Annotated in this window: 20 protein-coding genes; 7 read left to right on the top strand and 13 right to left on the bottom strand. The window is 71.5% G+C overall.

Going from position 1 to position 21,953, the window contains the following annotated elements:
* Window positions 1-147 precede the first annotated feature (147 nt).
* The 6 genes from L1857_RS07985 to L1857_RS07960 are packed head-to-tail and all read right to left on the bottom strand — an operon-like array spanning window position 148 to window position 6,558.
* Entirely contained in the window at window positions 148-1,101 is a 954-nt protein-coding gene (locus L1857_RS07985; protein ID WP_249464762.1) for an undecaprenyl-diphosphate phosphatase, read from the bottom strand.
* Between the two features lie 53 nt (window positions 1,102-1,154).
* Window positions 1,155-1,961, bottom strand: coding sequence for an ABC transporter permease (locus L1857_RS07980; RefSeq protein ID WP_116111476.1), 807 nt, complete (start codon window positions 1,959-1,961; stop codon window positions 1,155-1,157).
* 10 nt (window positions 1,962-1,971) lie between these two features.
* A complete protein-coding gene (locus L1857_RS07975; protein ID WP_162830562.1) occupies window positions 1,972-2,829 on the bottom strand; it encodes an ABC transporter permease in 858 nt (285 codons plus the stop codon).
* 1 nt (window position 2,830) lies between these two features.
* On the bottom strand, window positions 2,831-4,042 hold the full coding sequence (locus L1857_RS07970) for an ABC transporter substrate-binding protein (protein ID WP_094006756.1): 1,212 nt from the start codon (window positions 4,040-4,042) through the stop codon (window positions 2,831-2,833).
* A 12-nt stretch (window positions 4,043-4,054) separates the two neighbouring features.
* Window positions 4,055-5,122, bottom strand: coding sequence for an ABC transporter ATP-binding protein (locus L1857_RS07965; protein WP_094006788.1), 1,068 nt, complete (start codon window positions 5,120-5,122; stop codon window positions 4,055-4,057).
* 5 nt (window positions 5,123-5,127) lie between these two features.
* Window positions 5,128-6,558 (bottom strand): gamma-aminobutyraldehyde dehydrogenase, encoded by a 1,431-nt coding sequence (locus tag L1857_RS07960; protein ID WP_094006757.1) that lies wholly within the window; start codon window positions 6,556-6,558, stop codon window positions 5,128-5,130.
* Between the two features lie 132 nt (window positions 6,559-6,690).
* Here L1857_RS07960 and L1857_RS07955 point away from each other — a divergent pair, with 132 nt between their 5' ends.
* Window positions 6,691-7,434 (top strand): FadR/GntR family transcriptional regulator, encoded by a 744-nt coding sequence (locus tag L1857_RS07955; protein WP_167481501.1) that lies wholly within the window; start codon window positions 6,691-6,693, stop codon window positions 7,432-7,434.
* A gap of 34 nt (window positions 7,435-7,468) precedes the next feature.
* Window positions 7,469-8,197, top strand: coding sequence for a cache domain-containing protein (locus L1857_RS07950; protein WP_094006759.1), 729 nt, complete (start codon window positions 7,469-7,471; stop codon window positions 8,195-8,197).
* Here the strand turns inward: L1857_RS07950 and L1857_RS07945 are convergent.
* Genes L1857_RS07945 through L1857_RS07935 form a run of 3 tightly spaced genes read right to left on the bottom strand, consistent with a single transcriptional unit; the run spans window position 8,184 to window position 10,728 of the window.
* On the bottom strand, window positions 8,184-8,957 hold the full coding sequence (locus L1857_RS07945; protein WP_094006760.1) for a helical backbone metal receptor: 774 nt from the start codon (window positions 8,955-8,957) through the stop codon (window positions 8,184-8,186). The genes L1857_RS07950 and L1857_RS07945 overlap by 14 nt on opposite strands.
* Window positions 8,954-9,328 carry a DUF4326 domain-containing protein gene (locus L1857_RS07940; RefSeq protein ID WP_116111477.1) on the bottom strand — a complete coding sequence of 125 codons (375 nt, stop codon included), beginning with the start codon at window positions 9,326-9,328 and terminating at the stop codon, window positions 8,954-8,956. The genes L1857_RS07945 and L1857_RS07940 overlap by 4 nt, the downstream gene beginning before the upstream one ends.
* The gene (locus tag L1857_RS07935; RefSeq protein ID WP_249464759.1) at window positions 9,325-10,728 is read right to left on the bottom strand and encodes an RNB domain-containing ribonuclease; all 1,404 of its coding nucleotides are present in this window, start codon (window positions 10,726-10,728) and stop codon (window positions 9,325-9,327) included. The genes L1857_RS07940 and L1857_RS07935 overlap by 4 nt, the downstream gene beginning before the upstream one ends.
* 125 nt (window positions 10,729-10,853) lie before the next feature.
* Between L1857_RS07935 and L1857_RS07930 the strand changes: the two genes are divergently transcribed.
* Complete coding sequence (locus tag L1857_RS07930; protein WP_116111479.1) at window positions 10,854-11,816, top strand: ATP-binding protein; 963 nt, start codon at window positions 10,854-10,856, stop codon at window positions 11,814-11,816.
* A gap of 21 nt (window positions 11,817-11,837) precedes the next feature.
* Window positions 11,838-12,230: an SCO5389 family protein gene (locus L1857_RS07925; RefSeq protein WP_094006764.1), complete on the top strand. Its 393-nt coding sequence runs from the start codon at window positions 11,838-11,840 to the stop codon at window positions 12,228-12,230.
* Window positions 12,231-12,283: 53 nt separating this feature from the next.
* Here L1857_RS07925 and L1857_RS07920 read toward each other — a convergent pair whose 3' ends face one another.
* Entirely contained in the window at window positions 12,284-12,481 is a 198-nt protein-coding gene (locus tag L1857_RS07920; RefSeq protein WP_094006765.1) for a hypothetical protein, read from the bottom strand.
* Between the two features lie 164 nt (window positions 12,482-12,645).
* Window positions 12,646-15,651 carry an ATP-binding protein gene (locus L1857_RS07915; protein ID WP_162831115.1) on the bottom strand — a complete coding sequence of 1,002 codons (3,006 nt, stop codon included), beginning with the start codon at window positions 15,649-15,651 and terminating at the stop codon, window positions 12,646-12,648.
* A gap of 229 nt (window positions 15,652-15,880) precedes the next feature.
* On the opposite strand from L1857_RS07915, the gene L1857_RS07910 reads away from it, so the two are divergent.
* The 3 genes from L1857_RS07910 to L1857_RS07900 are packed head-to-tail and all read left to right on the top strand — an operon-like array spanning window position 15,881 to window position 18,301.
* Window positions 15,881-17,089 carry a hypothetical protein gene (locus L1857_RS07910; RefSeq protein WP_162831116.1) on the top strand — a complete coding sequence of 403 codons (1,209 nt, stop codon included), beginning with the start codon at window positions 15,881-15,883 and terminating at the stop codon, window positions 17,087-17,089.
* On the top strand, window positions 17,082-17,381 hold the full coding sequence (locus tag L1857_RS07905; protein WP_116111483.1) for a hypothetical protein: 300 nt from the start codon (window positions 17,082-17,084) through the stop codon (window positions 17,379-17,381). Before L1857_RS07910 ends, L1857_RS07905 begins: the two co-directional genes overlap by 8 nt.
* Entirely contained in the window at window positions 17,378-18,301 is a 924-nt protein-coding gene (locus L1857_RS07900) for a carbohydrate kinase family protein (protein ID WP_249464756.1), read from the top strand. The genes L1857_RS07905 and L1857_RS07900 overlap by 4 nt, the downstream gene beginning before the upstream one ends.
* Here L1857_RS07900 and L1857_RS07895 read toward each other — a convergent pair.
* Window positions 18,285-20,330, bottom strand: coding sequence for an ATP-binding protein (locus tag L1857_RS07895; protein ID WP_249464753.1), 2,046 nt, complete (start codon window positions 20,328-20,330; stop codon window positions 18,285-18,287). The genes L1857_RS07900 and L1857_RS07895 overlap by 17 nt on opposite strands.
* 310 nt (window positions 20,331-20,640) lie before the next feature.
* On the bottom strand, window positions 20,641-21,942 hold the full coding sequence (locus tag L1857_RS07890) for a hypothetical protein (protein ID WP_116111486.1): 1,302 nt from the start codon (window positions 21,940-21,942) through the stop codon (window positions 20,641-20,643).
* Window positions 21,943-21,953 lie beyond the last annotated feature (11 nt).

Here is a 21,953-nt window from a genome sequence, read left to right as displayed (position 1 = left end):
GGCGGGAAGCAGCAACGTGCGCGGGTGACGGCAACGTGCGCGGGTGACGGCAACGCGCGGCGGGCAGCAGCAACGCGCGGCCGCGGCGCGGCGCAACCCTGGCCCGGTCTGCCGTCCTCCCGCGAAGGGCGGCAGACCGGGCCGCATTCACGCCAGGAAATACGCCAGACTGCCCAATCCGGCGACCACGCAATAAATCGCGAACGGGGTCAATGTCCGGGTTTCGAAATAACGGGTCAGGAATCGCAGCGCCAGATACGCCGCCACGCCCGCCACCAGACTGCCCACCAGCGCGGGTCCCAGTGACGCGGAGTTCGCCGGGGTGAACAGGGACGGCAGCTTCAGCACGCCAGCGGCCAGGATCACCGGCGTGGCCAGCAGGAACGCGAACCGCGCGGCGTCCTCGTGGGACAGGCCCCGCCGGAGGCCCGCCACCATCGTGATGCCCGACCGGCTGATGCCCGGGAACAGCGCCAGGATCTGCGCCGCCCCGATCAGCACCGCCTCACCCACTCCGAGCCGGGCCAGGCGGCGGTCGGCCGCTTCCTCGGCGCGGACGATCCGGATCGGCATCGTGATCTCCGCCGAAAAGTCCCGCGTCACCTCAGTCGGCTCGGGCACCGGCGCGACCGGGACCGGCCGCCGCGCGGCACGCGCCGACCGCTCCACCGCCAGCAGCACGATCCCGTTGAGCGCCAGGAACACCGCGGTCGGCACCGGTTTGCCCAGCACGTCACGCAGCGCACGCTCCAGTAGCAACCCGGCCACGCCGACCGGGATCGTCGCCAGCACCAGCAGCCACGCCAGCCGCTGATCCGGATCGGACACCCGCCGGTCGCGCACCGACGTCCACAGCCCGCGCACGATGCGCGCCCAGTCCCGCCGGTAGAAGACCACCAGCGCGAGAGCGGTCGCGACGTGCATCGCGACCAGCACGGCCAGGTACGGCGACTCCCCGCCCATGCTCAGGTCGCGCGCCCACGAACCGCCCAGCCAGGCCGGAATCAGGATGCTGTGCCCGAGGCTGGACACCGGAAACAATTCCGACACACCCTGCACAGCGCCGACGACAATCGCCTCGAAATACGTGACAGCGGACATCGCGGACCTCTTTTCCGACCGCCGGAAACCGTCCGCTGAAAATACCCGAGGCGCTAGAGCCGCCCGCCGCTGGCCGTGTCTCCGGACAGCCGCTGCGCGAGGTACACCGGCACGGTCGACACGACGATCAGCACCGCGGCGACCACGTTGACCACCGGCGCCTGGTTGGGCCGGAACAGGTTGTCCAGGATCCAGATCGGCAGCGTCTGCAGCCCGGCACCGAGGGTGAACGTGGTCACGATGATCTCGTCGAACGACAACGCGAACGCCAGCAGCCCGCCTGCCAGCAGCGCCGACCGCAGCATCGGGAACGTGACCAGCCGGAACGTGGTGACGCCGTCGGCGCCGAGGTCCATCGACGCCTCTTCGAGGTTGCCGCCCATCCGCCGCAGCCGGGCGACGACGTTGTTGAACACCACCACGATGCAGAACGTGGCGTGCGCGACGATCGCGGTGAACAGGCCGAGGTCGATGCCCAGGATCGTGCGGAACGCGTTGTTCAGCGCGATGCCGGTGACGATGCCGGGCAGCGCGATCGGCAGGATGATCAGCAGCGACACCGTGTCCTTGCCGAAGAACCGGTACCGCTGGAGCGCGAACGCCGCCATCATGCCGAGCACCAGCGCGATCGCGGTGGCCGCCAGTCCCGCCTGCAGGCTGGTCAGCAGCGCCCGCAACACGCCCTCGTTCTGCGCCGCGCGGCCCCACCACTCCAGCGTGAACCCGGATGGCGGCCAGCCGAACGTGGTGTCGCTGTTGACCGAGTTCAGCAGCACCACCAGCAGCGGCACGTAGATCACGGCGAGCCCGAGCACCAGCGCGGCGAGCAGGACGTACTTGGTCTTCTTGGACAGCATCATCGGGAACCGCCTAGAGGTTGTCCAGCGCGCCGGTCCGGCGCACCGCGGCGAGGTAGACGAGCATGATCACGACCGGCACCGTCGCGACCGTCGCCGCGAACGGGAGGTTGTTCGCCGCGCCGATGTTGTCGTAGACGACGTTGCCGAGCATCTGGTTGGCGCCGCCGACGATCTTGACCGTGATGTAGTCGCCGAGCGTCAGCGAGAAGGTGAAGATCGACCCGGCCACGATCGCGGGGAAGGTCAGCGGCAGCACCACCGTGCGGAACGTCCGCCACGACCGTCCACCCAGGTCGCTCGACGCCTCCACCAGCGAGTTCGGCAACCGGTCCAGTCCCGCGTAGATCGGCAGGATCATGTACGGCAGCCACAGGTAGGACAGCGTGAGGATGGTGGCGGTCAGGCCGTAGCCGGGGGTGGTGCCGAAGAGCCACCCGGCCAGCCCGTTGCCCGACAGCATGACCCGCCACGAGTACGCCTTGACCAGGTAGCTGGCCCACAGCGGCGTCATCACCGCGATCACCAGGATCCGCTGCGCCCGCGGCGAGGCGAACTTGGCCATGTAGAAGGCCATCGGGAAGGCGATGACGGCGTCGATCACCGTCACCGCCACCGCGATCCCGAGCGTGCGGAAGGTGATCGTGCGGTAGACCTCGTCGGTGAACAGGGTCGCGAAGTTGTCCAGCGACCACTCGGTGACGACCTGGCCGGTGAACGTGTCGGTGTGCCAGAAGGCGGTGACGAACAACGCCGCCAGTGCGCCGAGGTAGGCCAGGCCGAGCCAGAGCAGCGGCGCGCTGAGCAGCATGCCCAGCCGCAGCCTGGGTTTGCGGTAGAGGAATCCCGACACACTGGCGGCGATGCTCATGTCAGCCCTTGATCTCCGTCCACGCGCGAGTCCACTCGCCGTAGTCCTTGCACTTGACGTCGGTGCGGCCGTCGACGCACTGCGCGATCGGCGTGGTCCAGTACCAGATCTGGCTGGCGTAGGCGGCGTCACCGGCGTGGTAGGTCTCGCAGTGCTTCGCGTCCGCGGTCAGCGCGCACGCCTTCGGGTTGGCCGGGGCCTCGCCGAAGTACTCGGCGACCTTCGCGTTGGCCTGCGGGGAAACGATGTGGTCGAGCCACTTGTAGGCGCAGGTCTTGTGCGGCGACTTCGTGGAGACCATCCAGGTGTCCGACCAGCCGGTGGCACCCTCGACCGGCAGCGTGGACTCCACCGGCGCGCCCTCGGACTTGGTCAGGTTGACCGTCACCTGCCACGCGGTGCCGATGACGGCGTCGCCGTTCTTCAGCGCCTGGCTTTCCTTGAGGTAGTCCGACCAGTACTCCGACACCAGCGGGCGCTGCTGCTTGAGCAGGTCGACCGCGGCCTGGAACTGCTTGTCGTCCAGGGCGTAGGGGTTCTTGATGCCCAGTTCCGGCTTGGTCTTCATCAGGTAGAGCGCGGCGTCGGCGATGTAGATCGGCGAGTCGTACGCGGTGACCTTGCCCTTGTAGGGCGAGTTCGCGTCGAACACCACCGACCACGACGTCGGTGCCGGGTTGACGTGGTCGGTGCGGTAGGTCAGGACGTTGGCGCCCCAGCCGTGCGGCACGCCGTAGGACACGTTGTTCACGCTGTTCCACGGCTTGTTCTTGAGGAAGTCGTAGACGTCGGCGTAGTTCGGGATGAGGCTGGTGTTGACCGGTTCGGTGTCGCCGGCGGCGATGAGCCGCAGCGAGGCGTCACCGGAGGCGGAAATGACGTCGTACTGGCCGGTCTTCATGAGGCTGACGGCCTCGTCGGAGGTGCCGAAGGTCTTGACGTTGACCTTGCACCCGGTGGCCTGCTCGAACGGGGTGACCCAGTCGACGTTCGGGTCGTTGGACCCGTTCTCCGCGTAACCGGGCCAGGCCAGGATGTTCAGCGCGCCCTCGGGCTGACCGAGCTGGGAGAGGGCTTCGAGCTTGGGCGGCGTGAACCCCTGCCCGCCCGTGCTGGACGGGCTGGACGAAGTGCTCGACGTGCCGCAGGCCGCCACGGCGGTCCCCGCACACATCAGCCCCGCGATCAAGCGCAGGGTCCGGCTGTTGCGCATCTGGTTGGCTCCTTACTCGGTGATGCGGAAGTTGTGCTCTTGCCGCCAGGCGAGACGGACGCGGTTGTCGGCAAGTTCGAGGGGTGCGCCGGCGTTCTGCCGGACCACCGAGAGCTGCCCGCCGACGTCGAGCGCCACCACGTAGCGAACCGTGGCGCCGGCGTAGGACGTGCTGGTGACGGTGCCGGTCGCGGAGACCTCGCCCGCGGCGGCCGGTTGCGACAGGTCGGGGTCGATGCGGATCTTCTCCGGCCGGATGCTGAACACGCCGCGCGTGCCGAGCACGGCTTCGGCGCTGTCGCCGGACAGCAGGTTCGACGTGCCGACGAACCCGGCGACGAACGCCGTGGCCGGCTTCTCGTACACCTCGCTCGGCGTGCCGACCTGCTCGATCCCGCCGGTGTTGAACACGGCGATCCGGTCGCTCATCGTCAGCGCCTCGTCCTGGTCGTGCGTGACGAAGATGAATGTGATGCCGACGTCGCGCTGGATCTGCTTCAGCTCGGTCTGCATGGCGTGCCGCAGTTTCAGGTCCAGCGCGCCCAGCGGTTCGTCGAGCAGCAGCACCTTGGGGCGGTTGACCAGCGCGCGGGCGAGCGCGACGCGTTGCCGCTGCCCGCCGGACAGCTGCGTGGGTTTGCGGCCCTCGAACCCTTCCAAGTGGACGGTCCGCAGCGCCTCGCGGGCGCGTTCGCGGCGCTGCGCGCGGGGCACCTTCTTGACCCGCAGCCCGTACTCGACGTTCTGCTGCACGGTCATGTGCGGGAACAGCGCGTAGTCCTGGAACACCGTGTTGACGTCCCGTTCGAACGGCGCCAGCCGGGTGACGTCGCGGCCGGCCAGTTCGACCGTCCCGGACGTGGGCAGCTCGAACCCGGCGATCATGCGCAGCACGGTGGTCTTGCCCGAGCCGGACGGTCCGAGCATCGAGAAGAACTCGCCCTGCGCGATGTCCAGGTCGACGCCCTCGACGGCGACGACGGACCCGAACTCCTTGCGCAGGCCGCGCAGGCGGATCGCGCTCGTGGTCCCGGCCGGGGCGGTCTTCTCGGCCAGTGCGGGTGCTTGGTTGGGCGACATGTCGATCACTGCGCTCCCCAGGCCGTCATGACGTGCTTCACGCGGGTGTAGTCCTCCAGGCCGTACAGCGAGAGGTCCTTGCCGTAGCCGGACTTCTTGAACCCGCCGTGCGGCATCTCGGCCACCAGCGGGATGTGCGTGTTGATCCACACGCAGCCGAAGTCGAGCTTGGCGGACAGGCGCATCGCGCGGCTGTGGTCGGCGGTCCAGATCGACGACGCGAGCCCGTACTCGACGCCGTTGGCCGCGGCCAGCGCCTCGTCGTCGCCGGCGAACCGCTGCACGGTGATGACCGGGCCGAACACCTCGTTCTGCGAGATCTCGTCGTCCTGCCGGACGCCGGAAACCACGGTCGGCTCGAAGAAGTAGCCCTCGTCGCGGGCGCGCTTGCCTCCGGTGTGGACGGTCGCGTGCGCGGGCAGCCGCTCGATGAACCCGGTGACCTTCGCGAGGTGACCGGCGCTGTTCAGCGGCCCGTAGAGCACGTCCGGGTCGTCGGGCAGCCCGGTCTTGGTCGCCTCCGCGTGCCGGGTCAGCGCGGCCACGAACTCGTCGTGCACGTCCTCGTGGACCAGGACCCGGGTGGCGGCGGTGCAGTCCTGGCCGGCGTTGAAGAACCCGGCGCCCGCGATGGTCTCGGCCGCGTTCTCCAGGTCGGCGTCGGGGAAGACGATCACCGGCGCCTTGCCACCGAGTTCCAGGTGGACGCGCTTGAGGTCGGCGGCCGCGGAGCCGGCGACCTCGATGCCGGCGCGGACCGAGCCGGTGATCGACACCATCGCCGGGATGTCGTGCTCGACCAGCGTCCGGCCGGTGGCCCGGTCGCCGCAGACGACGTTGAGCACGCCCGGCGGCAGGAACTCGGCGGCGATCTCGGCGAGGAGCACGGTGGACGCCGGGGTGGTGTCGGCGGGTTTGAGCACGACGGTGTTCCCAGCCGCCAGCGCGGGCGCGATCTTCCAGATCGCCATCATCAGCGGGTAGTTCCACGGCGTCACCTGGGCGCACACCCCGATCGGCTCACGCCTGACGTAGGACGTGTGCCCGGTGAGGTACTCGCCCGCGGCGCGGCCCTCCAGGGCGCGGGCGACCCCGGCGAAGAACCGCAACTGGTCGATGATCACCGGGATCTCCTCGGCCGTGGTGACGGCCAGCGGTTTGCCGGTGTCGGCCGACTCGGCGCGGACGATCTCCTCGGCCCGCCGCTCGACGGCGTCGGCGATCTTCAGCAGCGCGACCTGGCGGTCGCCGGGCGTGGTTTCGCGCCACTGCTCGAAGGCCCGGGCCGCGGCGCGCAGGGCACGGTCCACGTCCTGCGGGCCGCCGACGGGCGCGGTGCAGTACGGCCGGCCGGTGACCGGATCGATGATCTCGGCGACGGCTCCGTCAGCGGAATCCGCGAGTTCGCCGTCGATGAAGTGCTTCAGCTGGTGCACGGGCAGGCTCCTGGCTCGGCGGGGACGGTGCGGGTCGGTACCCCGATGGCCGGAAAACATATAAGACCATATTTCATAGGACAAGGCTTTGAGGCAGGATTGTTCGCGGCGGTACCCGAAAGAAGGAGCCCGATGCGAAGGCCGTTGACGTCCCCCAGCGCGCGATCAGTACTGTTCGCGCCCCTGGACCAGACCGGGCGGGCCGAGCTCGTCGCCCGGCGGCTGGTGGACGCGATCACGCTGGGTGTCCTCGCCGACCAGGAGCAACTGCCGAGCGAGGCCGAGCTCGCCGAGCAGTTCGGGGTGTCCACCGTGACCGTGCGGGAGGCGCTGGTGGCCCTGCGGCAGCAGGGTCTGGTGCAGACGAAGCGGGGTCGCGGCGGCGGCAGCTTCGTCTGCGCGCCGCCGGAGGAGAACGACGAGACCTGGCGGGCGCGGCTGCGCGAGGTCTCGCTGAGCGAACTGCGGGACATCGGCGACGACTACGTCGCGATCGCGGGCGCCGCCGCCCGGCTGGCCGCCGAACGCAGTTCCACCGAGGACATCGCCCGCGTCCAGCTCGCCGCCGAGGACCTGGACGGTGCGGTCGGCACCGCGGCCGCCCGCGCCGAGCGGCAGTTCCACCTGGAGGTCGCCGCCGCGTCCCAGTCCCCGCGGCTCACCCACCAGGAGATCCGGTTGCAGAGCGAACAGGGCGCGTTGCTGTGGCTGCCGCTCGGGCACCACGATCCGGTGACGGCGTGCACCGAGCACCGGGCGATCGCCGCGGCGATCGCCCAGGCCGACGGCGAATTGGCCCGCAAGCTGACCGAGCAGCACATCCTGGACACCATCGACCGATTGGGTGAGGTGCATCTTGACCTACTCGGGTCCTAAGCTTCGACACCTCGACTACACCAGGGGCGGCATCGTGAACGACACGCTGGCCGGCGAGGACATCGCCGAAGAGGTGTCCGGCATCGTCGAGGGCGTCTTCGAGCGGCTGGCGCCCGCCGTCGCCGCGGCCACCGCGATCCTCGGCAGACCCGGCCCGGTCCGCGCCGCCGACCTGGACGCGCTGCGCCCGGACGTGATCGCGGCGCTGGGCGAGCGGATCGTGGGGGCCGGGTTCATCGCCGCCCCGGACGCACTGGCCGACCAGCGCTTCGGCTTCGAATGGTGGACGTGCACGCCCGGCGGGCCGCCCGCGCAGCTGTTCATCAGCCTCGACCCGGCCAGCGACCACTTCCTGGACTACACGCGGCAGTCGTGGTTCACCGTGCCGCGCGACTCCGGCCGCCGCCACATCACCGGCCCCTACGTCGACTACCTGTGCACCGACGAGTACACGCTGACCTTCACCGTCCCGGTGCTGCGGGACGGCGCGTTCGCCGGGGTCGTCGGGGCGGACGTGTTCGTGCACCAGTTCGAGCGGCTGCTGCTGCCCAAGCTGCGCCGCGTCGACGGCCGGGCCGCCGTGATCAACGCGCAGGGCCGGGTGATCGCCGCGAACACCGCCCGCCAGGCGACCGGTTCGCTGGTGCGGGATCCGGACATCGCGTCCTGGTGGAACTCCGGCGCGCCGCCGGTGCACGACGCGGACACGGTGCTGCTCCGCTGCGGTGACGCGCCGATCGCCCTGCTGGTCACCAAGCGCTGAACGCCGCGGACAGCTCGCGGTGGGCGTCCACCAGGGACGGTCCGTACCAGGTGAGGTAACGGCCGGAGATCAGCACGAACGGCACGTCCGGGAACGCCTCCGGGCCGTCGGTGTCGGTGAACAGGTACGGCTCGTCGGGCAGCACCAGCAGATCGGCCCCGCCCTCGGTGAACCGCGCCCGCAGCTCGTCGATCTTCGGCCGGGGATAACGATCTTCGTGGTCGGCGTAGACGTTCACGATGCCCAGCCGGTGCAGCACGTCGCCGCCGAAGGTGTCCCGGCCGAGCACGATCCACGGCTTGCGCCAGACCGGGACGACCGCCCGGGCGCGCTCGGGTTTCGCCTCCCGCCACAGCTCCTCGGCGGTGACCAGCCAGTCCGGTTCGGACACTTCCAGCGCCTGGGCCAGCAGGCGGCGCAACGACGCCAGCGCGTGCGGGACGGTCGCCGGCGCCTCCATCACCCACACCGGAACCCCGTTGGCGCGCAGGCGTTCCACGTCCTCCGGCCGGTTCTCCTCGGAGTTGGCCAGCACGAGGTCCGGGCGCAGCGCCAGGACGTCGTCGACCTTCGGGTACTTCGACCCGCCCACCCGCGACACCTCCAGGCGGTCCGGGTGCGTGCAGTAGTCGGTGGCGCCGACGATGCGGCCGGGCGCGCTCTCCTCGACCGCTTCCGTCAGAGCCGGGACCAGCGAGACCACGCGCTGGGGCACACCACGCAGCGGCACGTCCGCGCCGAGGTCGTCGAACAGCGTCATCGGTCTCCTTCGAGGTGTTCCAGCAGGACGTCGCCGTGGCAGGGTTCCGGCGCGCACCAGCATCCCAGCGCCCGCCCCGCCAGTTCGTCCAGCCGGGCCAGCAGGTCCGGCCGCCCGTTCAGGTACTCGCGGTAGTGCCGCACCATGGCGGCGCGGTCCTGCTTGGCCTCCTTGACGAACGGGTTCGCGAACGGGGACTCGGGCCAAGCGTGCCGGTTGCCCCGGTGGCCGATGTAGGTGATCAGGTCGTGCGCCACGAGCCACGGCACGAGGTGCTCGTGCGGTCCGGACTTCCGCACGTTGACGACCACCGCGTGGCCGTCCCGCACGCGCCGCGCCAGGTCGCGCTCCTCGTCGGTCCAGTCGCTCATGCCCGCTCGAACGACACCTTCCGCTTGTCGACGTCCACCGCGGTGAGCCGGACCGTGATGCGGCGGCCTTCCGGCAGGTTCTCCCCCGCGCACCGCGCCATCACCGGCGGGTCGGCCAGCAGGATCTCCGCGCGGTTCTCCTCCGCCCGCAGCACGACCGCCTCGAACGTGTCGCCGACGCGGTCGGCCAGCATCCACGCCTCGACCTGGTCCAGGCACGCCTTCTCGACCCGCGCGGCGAGCAGGTCGGAGGCGTTCATCAGGCCGGGCAGCTCGGTCAGCGCCGCGCGGGCCCACGCCGGGACCGGCTCGCCCGCGCTGACGGCGAGGCAGACCTCGGCGGCGAACCGGTCCGCCAGCCGCCGGATGGGCGCGGTGACGTGCGCGTACGGGGCGCCGATGCCGGCGTGGGTGACGACCTCGGGCAGCTCGCCGTCGAAGGTGGTGTAGCCGGCGCCGCGCAGCAGGCGGGTGGTGTCGGTGTAGAAGGCCATCGACTCCGGTTGCGCCGGGTCGAGCCCGGCGAGCAGCTCGGCGACGCTGGTCCCCGCCGGCCAGTCGATGCCCAGCGCGCCGGCCGCGCCACGCAGCCAGTCGAGCGTTTCGGCGTCCGGCTCGGGCAGGGTGCGCAGCAGGCCGATCTTCGCGCCGATCATCATCTCCGCCGCGGCCATGCCGGTGAGCAGGGAGATCTCGGCGTTCCAGGCCTCCAGTCTGGTGCGCGGCCGCATGCCGAGCACCCAGTCGCCGCCGTTCGCGCCGATGATCCGGTCCGGCAGCTGCGGTTCGACCGCGCCGCGGCGGACGGCCAGTTCGCGGCGGAGCGTGCCCAGCTCGGGCAGGGCGGCGATCGACGGGTGCGGCGCGGCCGGGTCCTCGGTCGCGTAGTCGAGTTGCTCGGTGGAGCGGACGAGCGCGCGGCGCACGGTGGCGTGCGTGAGTTCACCGCCGCGGCCGAGGTCCAGGGTCCACAGCACGGCGGGCCGGACCTCGCGGGGCAACAGGCTCGCGGCGCCCTCGGACAGCACCGGCGGGTGCAGCGGCACGGTGCCGTCGGGCAGGTAGAGGGTCTGGCCGCGGCGGCGCGCCTCGCGGTCGATCGGGCCGTCCGGCGTGACGAACGCGGCGAGGTCGGCGATCGCGTAGTGCACCCGGAAGCCGCGTGCGCGCCGTTCGATCAGGATGGCCTGGTCGAGGTCCTTCGCGCCCGGCGGATCGAGCGTGACCAGGGGCAGGTCGGTCGCGTCGGCGCGGTCGGCGGCGAACTCGGACGGGTCCATCACGACGCTCTCGGCCTCGGCCAGGACAGCCGGGTCGAAGTCCTCCGGCAGCTCGAACTCGGCGCGCAGCCGGGCGAACCCGCCGTCCGCCGAGTTCGTGCTGGTCACGACGTGGTGCACACCTAGACCCTAACCCGGTATCGCCGGTTCGGTCGCCCGTTCGGGGTTGAGCCGGACGGGTGTATCTTGCCCGCACACCACCGAAAAGCGATATCGTTTTCAACTGGATGAAGGGTGCCCCCACTGTGAAAGTCGCCTTTGTCGGCAAGGGCGGAAGCGGGAAGACGACGCTGACCTCGCTGTTCGCCGCTTATCTCACCGGTTCCGGCCACCCCGTCCTGGCCATCGACGCCGACATCAACCAGCACCTGGCCGTCGCGCTGGGCGCGTCCGCCGAGGAGGCGGCGGCGCTGCCGACGCTCGGCGAGCACCTCCCGCTGATCAAGGACTGGCTGCGTGGCGACAACCCGCGGATCGCCGGCGCCGACGCGATGATCAAGACGACCCCGCCCGGGCGCGGATCGCGACTGGTGCGGCCGTTCGAGGACAACCCGGTCTTCGCGGCGTGCTTCCGCGAGGTCGCCGGGGTCCGGCTGGGCGTGACCGGGCAGTTCACCGAGGACGACCTCGGCGTGGCCTGCTACCACTCGAAGGTCGGCGCGGCGGAGCTGCTGCTCAACCACCTGGTCGACGACGCAGGCGAGTACGTGGTGATGGACATGACCGCGGGCGCCGACGCGTTCGCCTCCGGCCTGTTCACGCGGTTCGACGTGACGTTCCTGGTGTGCGAGCCGACGCTGCGCAGCGTCGGCGTGTACCGGCAGTACGCCGAGTACGCGCGCGACTTCGGCGTGCGGCTCGCGGTGGTCGGGAACAAGGTCACCGACGACGAGGACGTCGAGTTCCTGCGCGACCAGCTGGGCCCGGACCTGCTGTGCTGGCTGACCGGGTCGTCGCACGTGCGGGCCGCCGAGCGCGGCCGGACCCGGCCGATCACCGCGCTGGAGCCGCACAACCTGGACGCGCTGGCCACCATCCAGTCCACTGTGGATGCCACACCGCGGGATTGGGCGAAGTTCCACCGCCAGGCGGTCGAGTTCCACCTGCGCAACGCCCGGTCGTGGGGCACCGAGCGCACCGGGCTGGACCTGGCCGCGCAGGTGGACCCCGAGTTCGTGCCCGGCCCGCCCGCGCTGGCCGGGGCGTAGGAAGAAATCGAAAGGAGCACGATGTCCCTCGATGTACCCGCCGACCTGCTCGCCCGCGCCGAATCCGGTGAGGTGAGCGACGCCGAGTTCGTCGCCTGCGTGCGCGACTCGCTGCCCTACGCGTGGCAGGTGATCAGCGAAGTGGCCGCGGACCTCGAGGGCGGCGCCGCCGACTTCGCCGACCACGCGACCCCGCCGCCGAGCGAGAAGGAGCGGGGCCAGCTGCTGCGGGCGCTGGCTTCGGACGCCATCCGCGGCGGGCTGGAGCGGCACTTCGGCATGAAGCTGGCGTTCCAGAACTGCCACCGGGTCGCGGCCTTCCGCCCGGCCGCCGTGGACAGTGACGCGTACCGGGAGTTCATCTCGGCGGCCGGCCAGCTGCGCAACCAGAGCCCCGCGCTGCGCGACTGCTGACGGTGTGTTCTAGGAGCCCCGGACCCCCGCGGTCCGGGGCTCCTGCTCGTCGGTCAGCGCCACTTGGCGTCTTCCTCGTCGGCCTTCTTGGTGCGCTCCCGGGCGATCTCGAGCGCCCGGCGGGCGGTGGCCTCGTCCGGGTACGGCCCGAGGAGATCGATGGACCGCGACCGCTCGAGGTGCTCGACCTCGCCGGTCCTGGTATTATAATACCACCCCTGGTCAGGGTTGGGATCCTTGCTCTTCGCCATGCTCCGAGCTTCGCACCCGGCGGCCCCGCTGTCACCCGGTCTTCACCGCCGAGCGACGCGCTCCGCCCCGAGGGCTATTCCAAGTAGAAGAACCTGCCATCCTATCCACGATCGAGCTACCGCGGATCGGTGCCCGCCTCCGCTCCATACCGCGCCTCGGTGGTCTACTGACCGCCATGATCAAGAACGCTGTTGCGGCGCTCGGCCGCAGCCTGAGCAGGCTCGGCCGGTCGAAGCCCGTCGCAATGGCGGGCCTCGCGGTCCTGGCCTGCTGGCAGATCACGCAGATCCTCAACTGACCCATTCCCGGCGCGGCGCTGTTCGGGCATCACCCGGGCAGCGCCCGCCTCCGCCAGCCGGGCACGGACCCGCGCGGCCCGGCTGTCCCCGAGTTCCTCGAACAGGTCCGCCGCGGCCGTCCAGAACTCGGCCGCGCGTCCCCGGGCCTCCAGCGCCTCCGCGCACACGCCCGTCAACTCCAGCGCCGCGGCTTTCGTCCGCAGGTCGCCGCAGCTCTCGGCGAGACTCGTCGCCTCCCGCGCGCAACTCATCGCCTCTTCGTGCTCGGCCAGGTCGTGCAGCGCCTCGGCCAGGACGAGCAGATCACCGCACGCCGCCCGCTCGTGCCGCGCCTCCCGGTGCAGCCGGAGGGCCTCGCGGCCGTACTCGACGGCCACGTCCGGCTCCCCGGTCTCGTGGTGGAACGCGGCCAGTTTGGCCAGGACGTCCGGGTGGCGCTCGATGGCCAGGGCGTGCCGGTAGCAGAGCGAAGCCGCGCGGGCACGGCCTTGCCGCCACTCGATGTCACCGAGGTGCAGGTACGCCTTGCACCGGCCCAGGCGGTGCTCGAGCCGGGTGAAGAGTTCGAGGCCCTCGGTGAACAGCCGCCCGGCGCGCGCGAGGTACCCACGCAGGAACGCCGCGTGACCGGCGTTGTGCAACGCGACGGCCTGCCCGAGATCGTCCCCCAGCTCCCGGCTCAGCTGGAGCGCACGCCGGAAAGCGGTCTCCGCCTGCTCGAACTCGTCGACCCCGAGGAGCGCCGACCCCAGGTTGTTCGTGAGCATCGCCTCCCCCAGCCGCGACGCCGCGATCTGGGCCGACCGCAGAGCCATCTCGTGCACCTCGACGACCTCCCGCGGATCACCGTGGCGCTTGAGAACCTCCGCGAACCGCCCGACGATGCGCCACACCTGCTCGTGCAGACCTTCGTCGGCGGCGACCCGGCTGACGGCCAGCACCTGCGCGCGCTGCTCGGTGCACCACGCCAGGGCCTCCTCCGGGTCGGCGAACTCGAGCGGCGTCACGCCGGAGGGCACCGCCATCGCCGGCACCTCGGTCAGCGACGGCTCGATGGTGCGCACCGCGTTGTCCACCGTGGTCCGGTAGAACTCCACCATCCGCACGAGTGCCTCGCGTCGCTCCGCCTCCCCGAGGTAGCGGCGCGCGCTGTCGCCCGCGTAGGCGTGGACGAGGTCGTGCACGCGGTAACCGGTCACGGTCTTCTGATCGACCAGCCGCGCACCGAGCAGGACCGCGAAGACGTCCTCGACGTCCGGCACCGGCGTTCCGGCCATCGCCGCCGCCACCGGGCTGGTGATCGACGCGCTGGGGTGCAGCCCGAGCAGACGCAGCAACCTCTGCGCCTCCGGCCGCAGGAGCGCGAACGACGACGTGAAGACCGCGCGCAACGTCCGGTACTCGCTGTCCCCCGGACTGCTCAGGTCCAGGAGTCGTTGCCGGGAACCGAGCTGACCGACCAGATCCCCGATCGCGACGTCGGACCGGGCCGCCACGTACTCGGCGGCGATCCGCAGTCCCAGCGGAAGCCCGTCGCACAGGCGCGCGAGGTTTCGCAGCGCACCGGCTTCGTGCCGCGCGCGCCCGTCACGGATCCGGCGGTGCAGCAGCGCGACCGCTTCGTGCGGGGCCATGCTGGGGACCGTCAGGTGACGGCAGTCGGCGAGCCCCAGGCGGTTCCGGCTCGTCACCAGCACCGAGCACGGCGCGGTGGCGTCGAGCAACGGCCGTACATGCGCCGCGTCGCGGACGTTGTCGAGGACGACGAGCACCCGGCGGCCACGCAGCTTGTGCCGCAACAGCATCACCCGCTCCTCGACGCCGTGCGGCAGATCCGCTTGGTGGACGCCCAGCACCGCGAGGAACCGCGCCAGGACCGCTGAGGGAGCCAGGGGGCGCGCCGGGCCGAAGCCCTCGAGATCGGCGTAGAGCTGGCCGTGCACGAAGTGTTCGGCCCGCGTCCGCGCCCAGTGCTTCGCGATCGCGGTCTTGCCGGATCCGGGCAGGCCGTCCAGTGCCGCGACACCCGGCACGTCGTCGGCGACCAGCCAGTCGTCGAGAGTGGTGAGCAGGTCCTCCCGCCCGACGAAGTCGGGCACGTCGCGGGGCAGCAGACAGGGCGGCTCGGGAAGGCCGTACGCCGAAGCCGGCGGTTGCTCGTCGATCAGCCGACGGCAGAGCGCGAAGAAGCGTTCGCTCGGGTCTTCTCCGAAGTGTTCGCGGAACCCGTCGGCGAACCGCTCGCGGAAGTCCGCCACGGCGTCCGCGTCCTCGACGACGGCCAGCGCCCGGACGTAGACGGCCGCGATGGTTTCGTTGCGCTCCAACAACGCGGGTCGCTGCCGCAGGTGCGAGACGACGACGTCGTAGTGTTCGAGCGCGAGGTGGGTTTCGTAGTAATCGCGGCACGCGGGCACCAGCTCGTGTTCGACCAGCCGGTCACTGGCCTGCCGCGCCCACGACAGCGGAACGTTCTCGAACGCCACGGGTTCCGGCCAGAGCTCCAGCGCGCTTTCCAGCAGGGACAACGCCTTCCGGTGCTCCCGTCTTTCCCGGGCGCCGGCCCCCTCTTTCGCGAGCCGCCGGAAGACGTGGAAATCGACCAGATCGGGGTTCACGTCGAGTCGGTAATATTCGCCTTCCCGCCGCAGTTCCGGACGGCTGGGCGTGCGCTTCAGAACACGCCGGACCTTCGTGACGGTCCGGCGCAACTCCGCGAGGTTCTCGCTACCGTCCTCGTCCCGCCACAACCAGTTCAACAGCTTTTCCTCGTGCACGCGCTGATTCGCCTGCAGCAGCACGATCGAAAGCAGCCCACGGCGCTTGACGGAACGAAGCTCGTCGAGCGCCTCCGGTGCGGCGACGCGCACCGGCCCCAGAATTCGAAATTCCATTGGTATTCGCCCCCGCACACCCATCGGATGCGGCCCACTCCTCAAGAAGTGTCACCGCACCGGCAACGCTCGGGCGAGCCTGCCTCTTTCCGATACTCCATCGTTATGCGGCACATTGCCCGGCAATGCGTTGCCCGGCGTTGCAACTGTTTTGGTCGTGCCCCTCCCGATGCTGGACCACACCGTCTCGTGAGGGGAGCGGAACATGGTGGAGCGAAAATGGTCGGCCGTCCCGGTGGGGCCGGATGCCGACCGCTGGGTGACCAGGCGCGGCTGCCGGACGGTCCTCGTCGTCGTGCACACGATCGTCACCGGGCAGCGGCTGCTCGACGTGCTCGGCCTGATCGAAGAGGACCAGGCGGTCCAGGCCGTCTTCACGCAGGCGCCGGACGTCTTCACCGAGGGCGTCAGTGACCTGCTGCGCAGCGCCGGCGCGCTGGAGATTCCGTGGGAGCAGGCGGTCCGGGAACGGTTCGACCTCGGTCTCGCGGCCGCCTACGGCGGGATCGCCGACGTGCACGCGCCGGTGCTCGTCCTGCCGCACGGCGCCGGGTATGCGAAGAAGACCCCGCTCGCCGCCGCGGGTGTCGCCGCCCGCCGGAGCGTCTACGGTCTCGGCTCCGAGCACCTGGTGAAGGCCGGGCGAGTCGTGCCGGCGTCGATCGTGCTGTCACACGAGGCCCAGCTGGCCGTGCTCGCCGAGCAGTGCCCCGAAGCGGCCGGAGTCGCGCTGGTGGCCGGTGATCCGTGTGTCGACCAGCTCGCCGCGAGCGTCGCTCACCGCGACGGCTACCGGCGCGAACTCGGCATCGGCGACCGGGAACTGGTGCTGGTCACCTCGACCTGGGGACCGCATTCCTTGTTCGGGCGGCATCCCGGACTGCTCGGTGACCTGCTGCGTCAGCTCGATCCCGACCGGTACCGGGTGGCGGCGATGCTCCACCCGGCGGCGTGGGCCGGGCACGGGCGACGCCAGGTGAAGGCCTGGCTGGCGGAGGAGCGTGCGGCCGGCCTGGTGCTCGTCGAGCCCGAAGCCGACTGGAAGGCAGTCGTGGTGGCTGCCGACCGCGTCATCGGCGATCACGGTTCGACGACGGTCTACGCCGCCGCGGTGGGCAAACCGGTGCTGCACACCGACATCCCGCTCGGCGAGCTGGACGACGACTCAGCGCAGGCGTACGTCGGCAGGCACGCACCGCGGCTGCGGCGCTTTCAGCCGATCGAGCCGCAACTGCACCAGACACCCCCGGCGGACTGGGGCGTCCAGGTCACGCGGCGGTTGACCTCCCGGCCTGGGCAGGCGCACCGGTTGCTCCGCGCGGAGATGTACCGCCTGCTGCGGCTCCCGATGCCCGGGAAGCACCGGGCCGTCCCGCCGGCGTCCCTGCGCACGGAAGGAGACCTCGATGCCTGACGAGCTGCTCGTCCGCGCTGGTTCCGCGAGCCGGTGTGTCCTGCAGTGCGCGGACATCATCCTCCTGGAGGCGGCCACGCTGGCACGGGCTTCGTGGCAGCTGGTCAGCGCGTTCGCCGGCTATCCCGGCTGCCTGGTCGTCGCGGTCCGGCACGAGTGCGGGCAGTGGGCGTTGCTCGCCGCGCGCGGGCACGATCCGCGGATCGTCCGGCCCGGCTTCAGTGGGCGCATCAGTTGGCAGGCGCTGGGCGAGCACGCTCGGGAAGCGCACACCAGGGCGGTGACGTCATGATGTTCGTCGCGGGCGCGGTGACCGTGCGGATGGCGCGCCAGTTCGAGTCCTTCCCCATCCCGCTGGTGTCCAGCACGACTCATCCCGGTGACATCAGCCTCCGCCTGGCCGGGGTCGGCTGGACCGTCGCACGCACGCTCCAGCGGCTCGGTGAGCGGGTCACCCTGGCCACCTTCGTCGGCACCGATCTGCTGGGCCGGATGGTCGAGCTGGGACTGCGCCGGCACGGGCTGGCCGGGACGACGACACTCCCCTGCGAGAGCCAGCCCCGGTCGATGGTGCTCTACGACCGGAACGGCACCCGGTGCGGCGCCTCCGACCTGCGCGGCACGCCCCGGCTCGCCTATCCCGCGGCGCGCTTCGCGCAGGCTGTCGCGGACGGCTGCACGGCGGCGGTGCTGACGAACATCGGGTTCACGCGTCCGCTGATCCCCGCCGCCGTCGACCGGGGTATCCCGATCGTCACCGATCTGCACCTGGTGGACGACATCGGTTCCCGGCACAACCGCGACTGGATGCACAGCGCGCACGTACTGGCCTGTTCGCACGAGAAGCTGCCGATGCTCCCGGAGAACTGGATCCGCGCCATCTGGGACCGCTACGGCACGGAAGTGGTTCTGGTCGGTTGCGGTTCCGAAGGCGCTGTGCTCGGCGTCAGAACGAACCGGCGCATCTGGCGGGTGGAATCCGTGAGCCCGCGTGGTGTCCGTTTCATGGCCGGAGCCGGCGACACCTTGCTGGGCACCTTCACGCACGGGTACTTCGCTTCGGGCGACCCGGGCCGGGCGCTGCGGCGGGCCGTGCTGGCGGCGGGCTGGAAAGTCGGCGGCGGGCCGGACGAGGAGCCGGGGATCGACGCGGACGCCCTGGCCGGACTGTGCCGGTCGCCGGGTCTGCCGCCGATCACCACGCTCGCGTAGCCAGCAGCGTTCGGGCCAGGTCTTCGTGCCGCCGGGCCTGGTCGTCGTCACCGACGCGGCGGGCCAGCTGGGCGAGCAACTGGTGGGCACGGGCGCGCTCGTGATCGGAACCCAGCTCGGCGAATGCGGTCAGGGCGTGTTCGAGGAGCGGGCGCGCCTGCGTGAGGTCACCGGCCGCGAGGTGCGCGTGCCCGAGGACGGCGACAGCTCTCGCGACGTTGTACGGGTCCGCCCGGCCGAGCGTCGACAGCAAGCGGCGCGCCCGGCCCGCCTCTTCGATCGCGGCCTCGTGCCGGCCGAGCCCCACGAGCGCCTCGCTCAGGTTGATCAAGGCGAGAGCCTCGCCCCGGCTCCGGCCGAGTGAACGCAGGATCTCGGCGGTCGCGCGGAACGAGGTGGCCGCGTCGTCCAGATCACCGCGTTCGACCGCGACCAGGCCGAGGGTCTTGAGCGCGCCGGCTTCACCACGCCGGTCGCCACGGGCTCGGCTGGCTTGCAGGAGATCCGCCGCGTGCTCCTGCGCGATCTGCCATTCGCCGCGCGCGAGGTGCGCCCGGGCCAACCGCTTGCGCATGCGGTCGCGCAGTGCTGGGTCTCCCGCGGTTTCGGCGGCGCGCAGGGCGATTTCGTTGCTGGCGAAGGCGTCCGCGCGGTGCTTGTGCAGTTTGAGCAGCGGCTGCAACGCGTCGGCCAGTTCGAGGGCCAGCCGCGGCCACGAACGTCCCAGGGCTTCCTTGGCCAGTGCGAGCAGCGTGGTGCGGTGCGCTTCCAGCCAGTCCAGTGCCGAGCTGTGTTGGGTGAGGCACCGTGGCCAGGCGAACTCGGCCGGCTCGGGTTCGGAACTGATGATCGCTCGCGCGGGCATCACCATGCGGTTCGCGCGGTGGGTCGCGTACACGTACCAGCGGGCGATCCGGTGCACCAGGCCGGCACGCTCGTCCTCACTGTCCTCGGCCAGCGCCAGGCCGTGCGCGTGCACCCGGACGAGATCGTGCAGCCGGTAGGAGCCCTCCTCCAGTTCCTCGGCCAGGCTGGCGTCCACCAGGGCGTCCAGCCCGTCCTGGGCGGTGTCCACGCCGACGGCGAGCATCGCGGCGACCACCTCGGGGCCGAACCCGTCGCCGGGGTGCAGGCTCAGGGCGCGGTAGAGGCGCCTGAGGTCAGCGGGAAGGTCGTCGTACGCACCGTCCAAAGTAGAACGCACCGAAAGGTCTCCCTCCGCCGACAGTCGGTCGAGCCGGGCGCGCTCGTCCGCCAGTTCGGCCACCAACCGGATCAACGGACGCCGTGGCCTGGTGGCGGCCCGGGCGGCCACGACGCACAGCGCGATGGGCAGTCCTCCGCAGAAGCCGACCAGATCGCGCGCGGCCTCTTCCTCGGCCGCCAGCCGCTCGGTGCCGATCCGCGCTTCCAGCAGTGTCAGCGCGGGCTCCGCGGGCAGCGGGCCGACCGGAACGACGTGCGCCCCGGTGGCGAGGAGACCGAGCAGTGCCCGGCGCGTGGTCACCACCGTGACGCCCGAAACCGGGAGCAGCACGCGGACCTGTGCGGCCGAGACCGCGTCGTCGAGCAGGACGGCCAGCGACTTGCCGGTGGTCACCGACCGGTAGAGGGCGGTTCGCTCGGCCAGCCCGGCCGGCACCTGCGGAGCCGGCACGCCGAGCGCGCGGAGGAACTGGCCGAGCACGTCCTCCGGCGCCACCGGTTCGCCGGTCGGGAGGGCGAGTTCGGCGTGGAGCTGACCGTCGGGAAAGCGCTTGCAGGCGCGGGCGAGCCAGGACAACGCGAGGGCGGTCTTGCCGACGCCGCCGGGTCCCTTGAGCACGACGACGCCGCCGTCGGCCAGGAGTTCGTCGAGCCGCGCCACTTCGGCGTCGCGGCCGACGAACCCGGCCGGCGGCGGCGAAAGCTGGCGGGGCACGACCGGAATCGGCGCCGGTTGCGAGATGTACACGTTGCCGTGCACGGAGCCCGCCTGGACGACGGCACCCTCGACCCCGCCCGAAACCGAGTTGGCGTGCTCACTCACCGTCAACCCCCAGTCACGCTCGCCTACTCACTCCAAAGTAGTACGGCGTGCAACGGGGGGTGGAGGAAAGGGTGGCCGGGGTGCGGTGGTTTGCTCCCTGGGGCGGTGCGGTGAACGCCGAAGCCACGGCTGGTGGCGTACGGCGGCTACTCCGGGCGGAGTAGGGGTGCTGTGAGCGGCCAGCGCACCGACGACGGAGATACGACGATCCCTCCGGACGGGGGCGGGCCCCGGTGCCGTGAACGGGCAGCGCACCGCCGACGGAGATACGGCGGCCCCCAGAAGGTCGGCTGTGGCCGGGACGTCCCGGTCAGGGGCGGTAGCGGTAGGGCAGCTCCGTCGGCTGGCCGGTCGGGCCGAACTCGTGCTCCGGCTGGTCCGGCTCGAACCAGTCGCGGTTCACCCTTGGCGTGCCTTGCGGCGGCGTCGGCTCCGGATCGTGCTTGGTGAGGCCGCCCAGCGGAATACCGGCCGCCGGGGTGGGCTGCGGTTGCGGGGGCAGCGGTTCGGTGAAGCGCGGGGGCTCCTCCGGCGGCTCCATCGTGCGCCAGGCCTGCGGGTTGGTGACCCGCTGGGCACCCTCGGGCGACGGCGCGTTGGGGGCTGCCCCGGACGGACCGGGCGCGGCGGGGCCGGCCGGCGCCACGGCCGGCCCCGAGCCAGTTGCGGGCATTCCCGGCCCTGCCTGAGAAGCCCCGGTTGCCGGGCCGGCCTGGGGCGCGCCGGGCGCCACCGGGCCGGCCGGAGAGGCGCCGGGCGCCGCGGACGAACCACTCCCAGAGGGGCCCGGCGCCACCGGACCGGCGGGAGCAGCACAGGGCACCGTGGCCGGACCGGCCCCAGGCGCACCGGCCACCGAACCCACCTCGGGCGCACCGGGCACCCTGGCCCTTCCTGAGCCACTCTCGGCAGCACCGGGCACCGCGGCCGGACCGGCCACGGCACCCGCCTCGGGTGCGCTGGGCAGCGCTGGGCCGCTCTCGGGGGGTGTGCGCGGGGCGGCGAGCTTCTTCGGCGGCTCCGGCAGCGGCGGCACCTCCGGCGACGGCGTCGTCGGCGTGGTCCGCCACACCGGTGCGGGCGGGATGATCATCGGCGCGGCGCGGGGGGCGTCCGCGGCCGGGGCGGGCGCCTCGGCCTCGCGGCTGGTCCGTCCGCGCGGCGGGATCGGGTCCAGGCAGGGCACCAGGACGGTCGTGTTCTCCGGCTCCTCGACCTTCCGCCCGCTGCGCTCCCGGTAGACCATGTCCCCGTCGGCGTCGATCTCGACCAGGTAGCCGACCTCGGCGAGCTGCTCCTCGTCCAGGTCGACGAGCTTCTCGTAGCGCGAGGGCACCGTGCGGTAGATCGGCCACGACAGCGACCGGTGCGTCTGGTGGAACTGCGACAGCAACGCGGCCATCTGCTGCTGCCACGGCAGCGACATCCCCTCCGCCAGCGAACGCGGCAGCACGACGTAACCGTCGTCCACACCCGGCAGTCCCTGCGACAGGTAATCGGACAGGGGCGTGCTCGACGCGGGCGGCCCCGACCGCGGCGGGGGCGGCGGGGCGCCGAACAGGTCGCCCAGCTGCGCCGGCTTCTTGTTGCGCTTACCGAACTTCTTCGCCACGGGGCATCACC

The sequence above is a fragment of the Amycolatopsis thermalba genome, from assembly GCF_023376025.1.
Classification (GTDB): domain Bacteria; phylum Actinomycetota; class Actinomycetes; order Mycobacteriales; family Pseudonocardiaceae; genus Amycolatopsis_E; species Amycolatopsis_E thermalba.
This window is presented reverse-complemented; position numbering and strand designations above follow the sequence as displayed.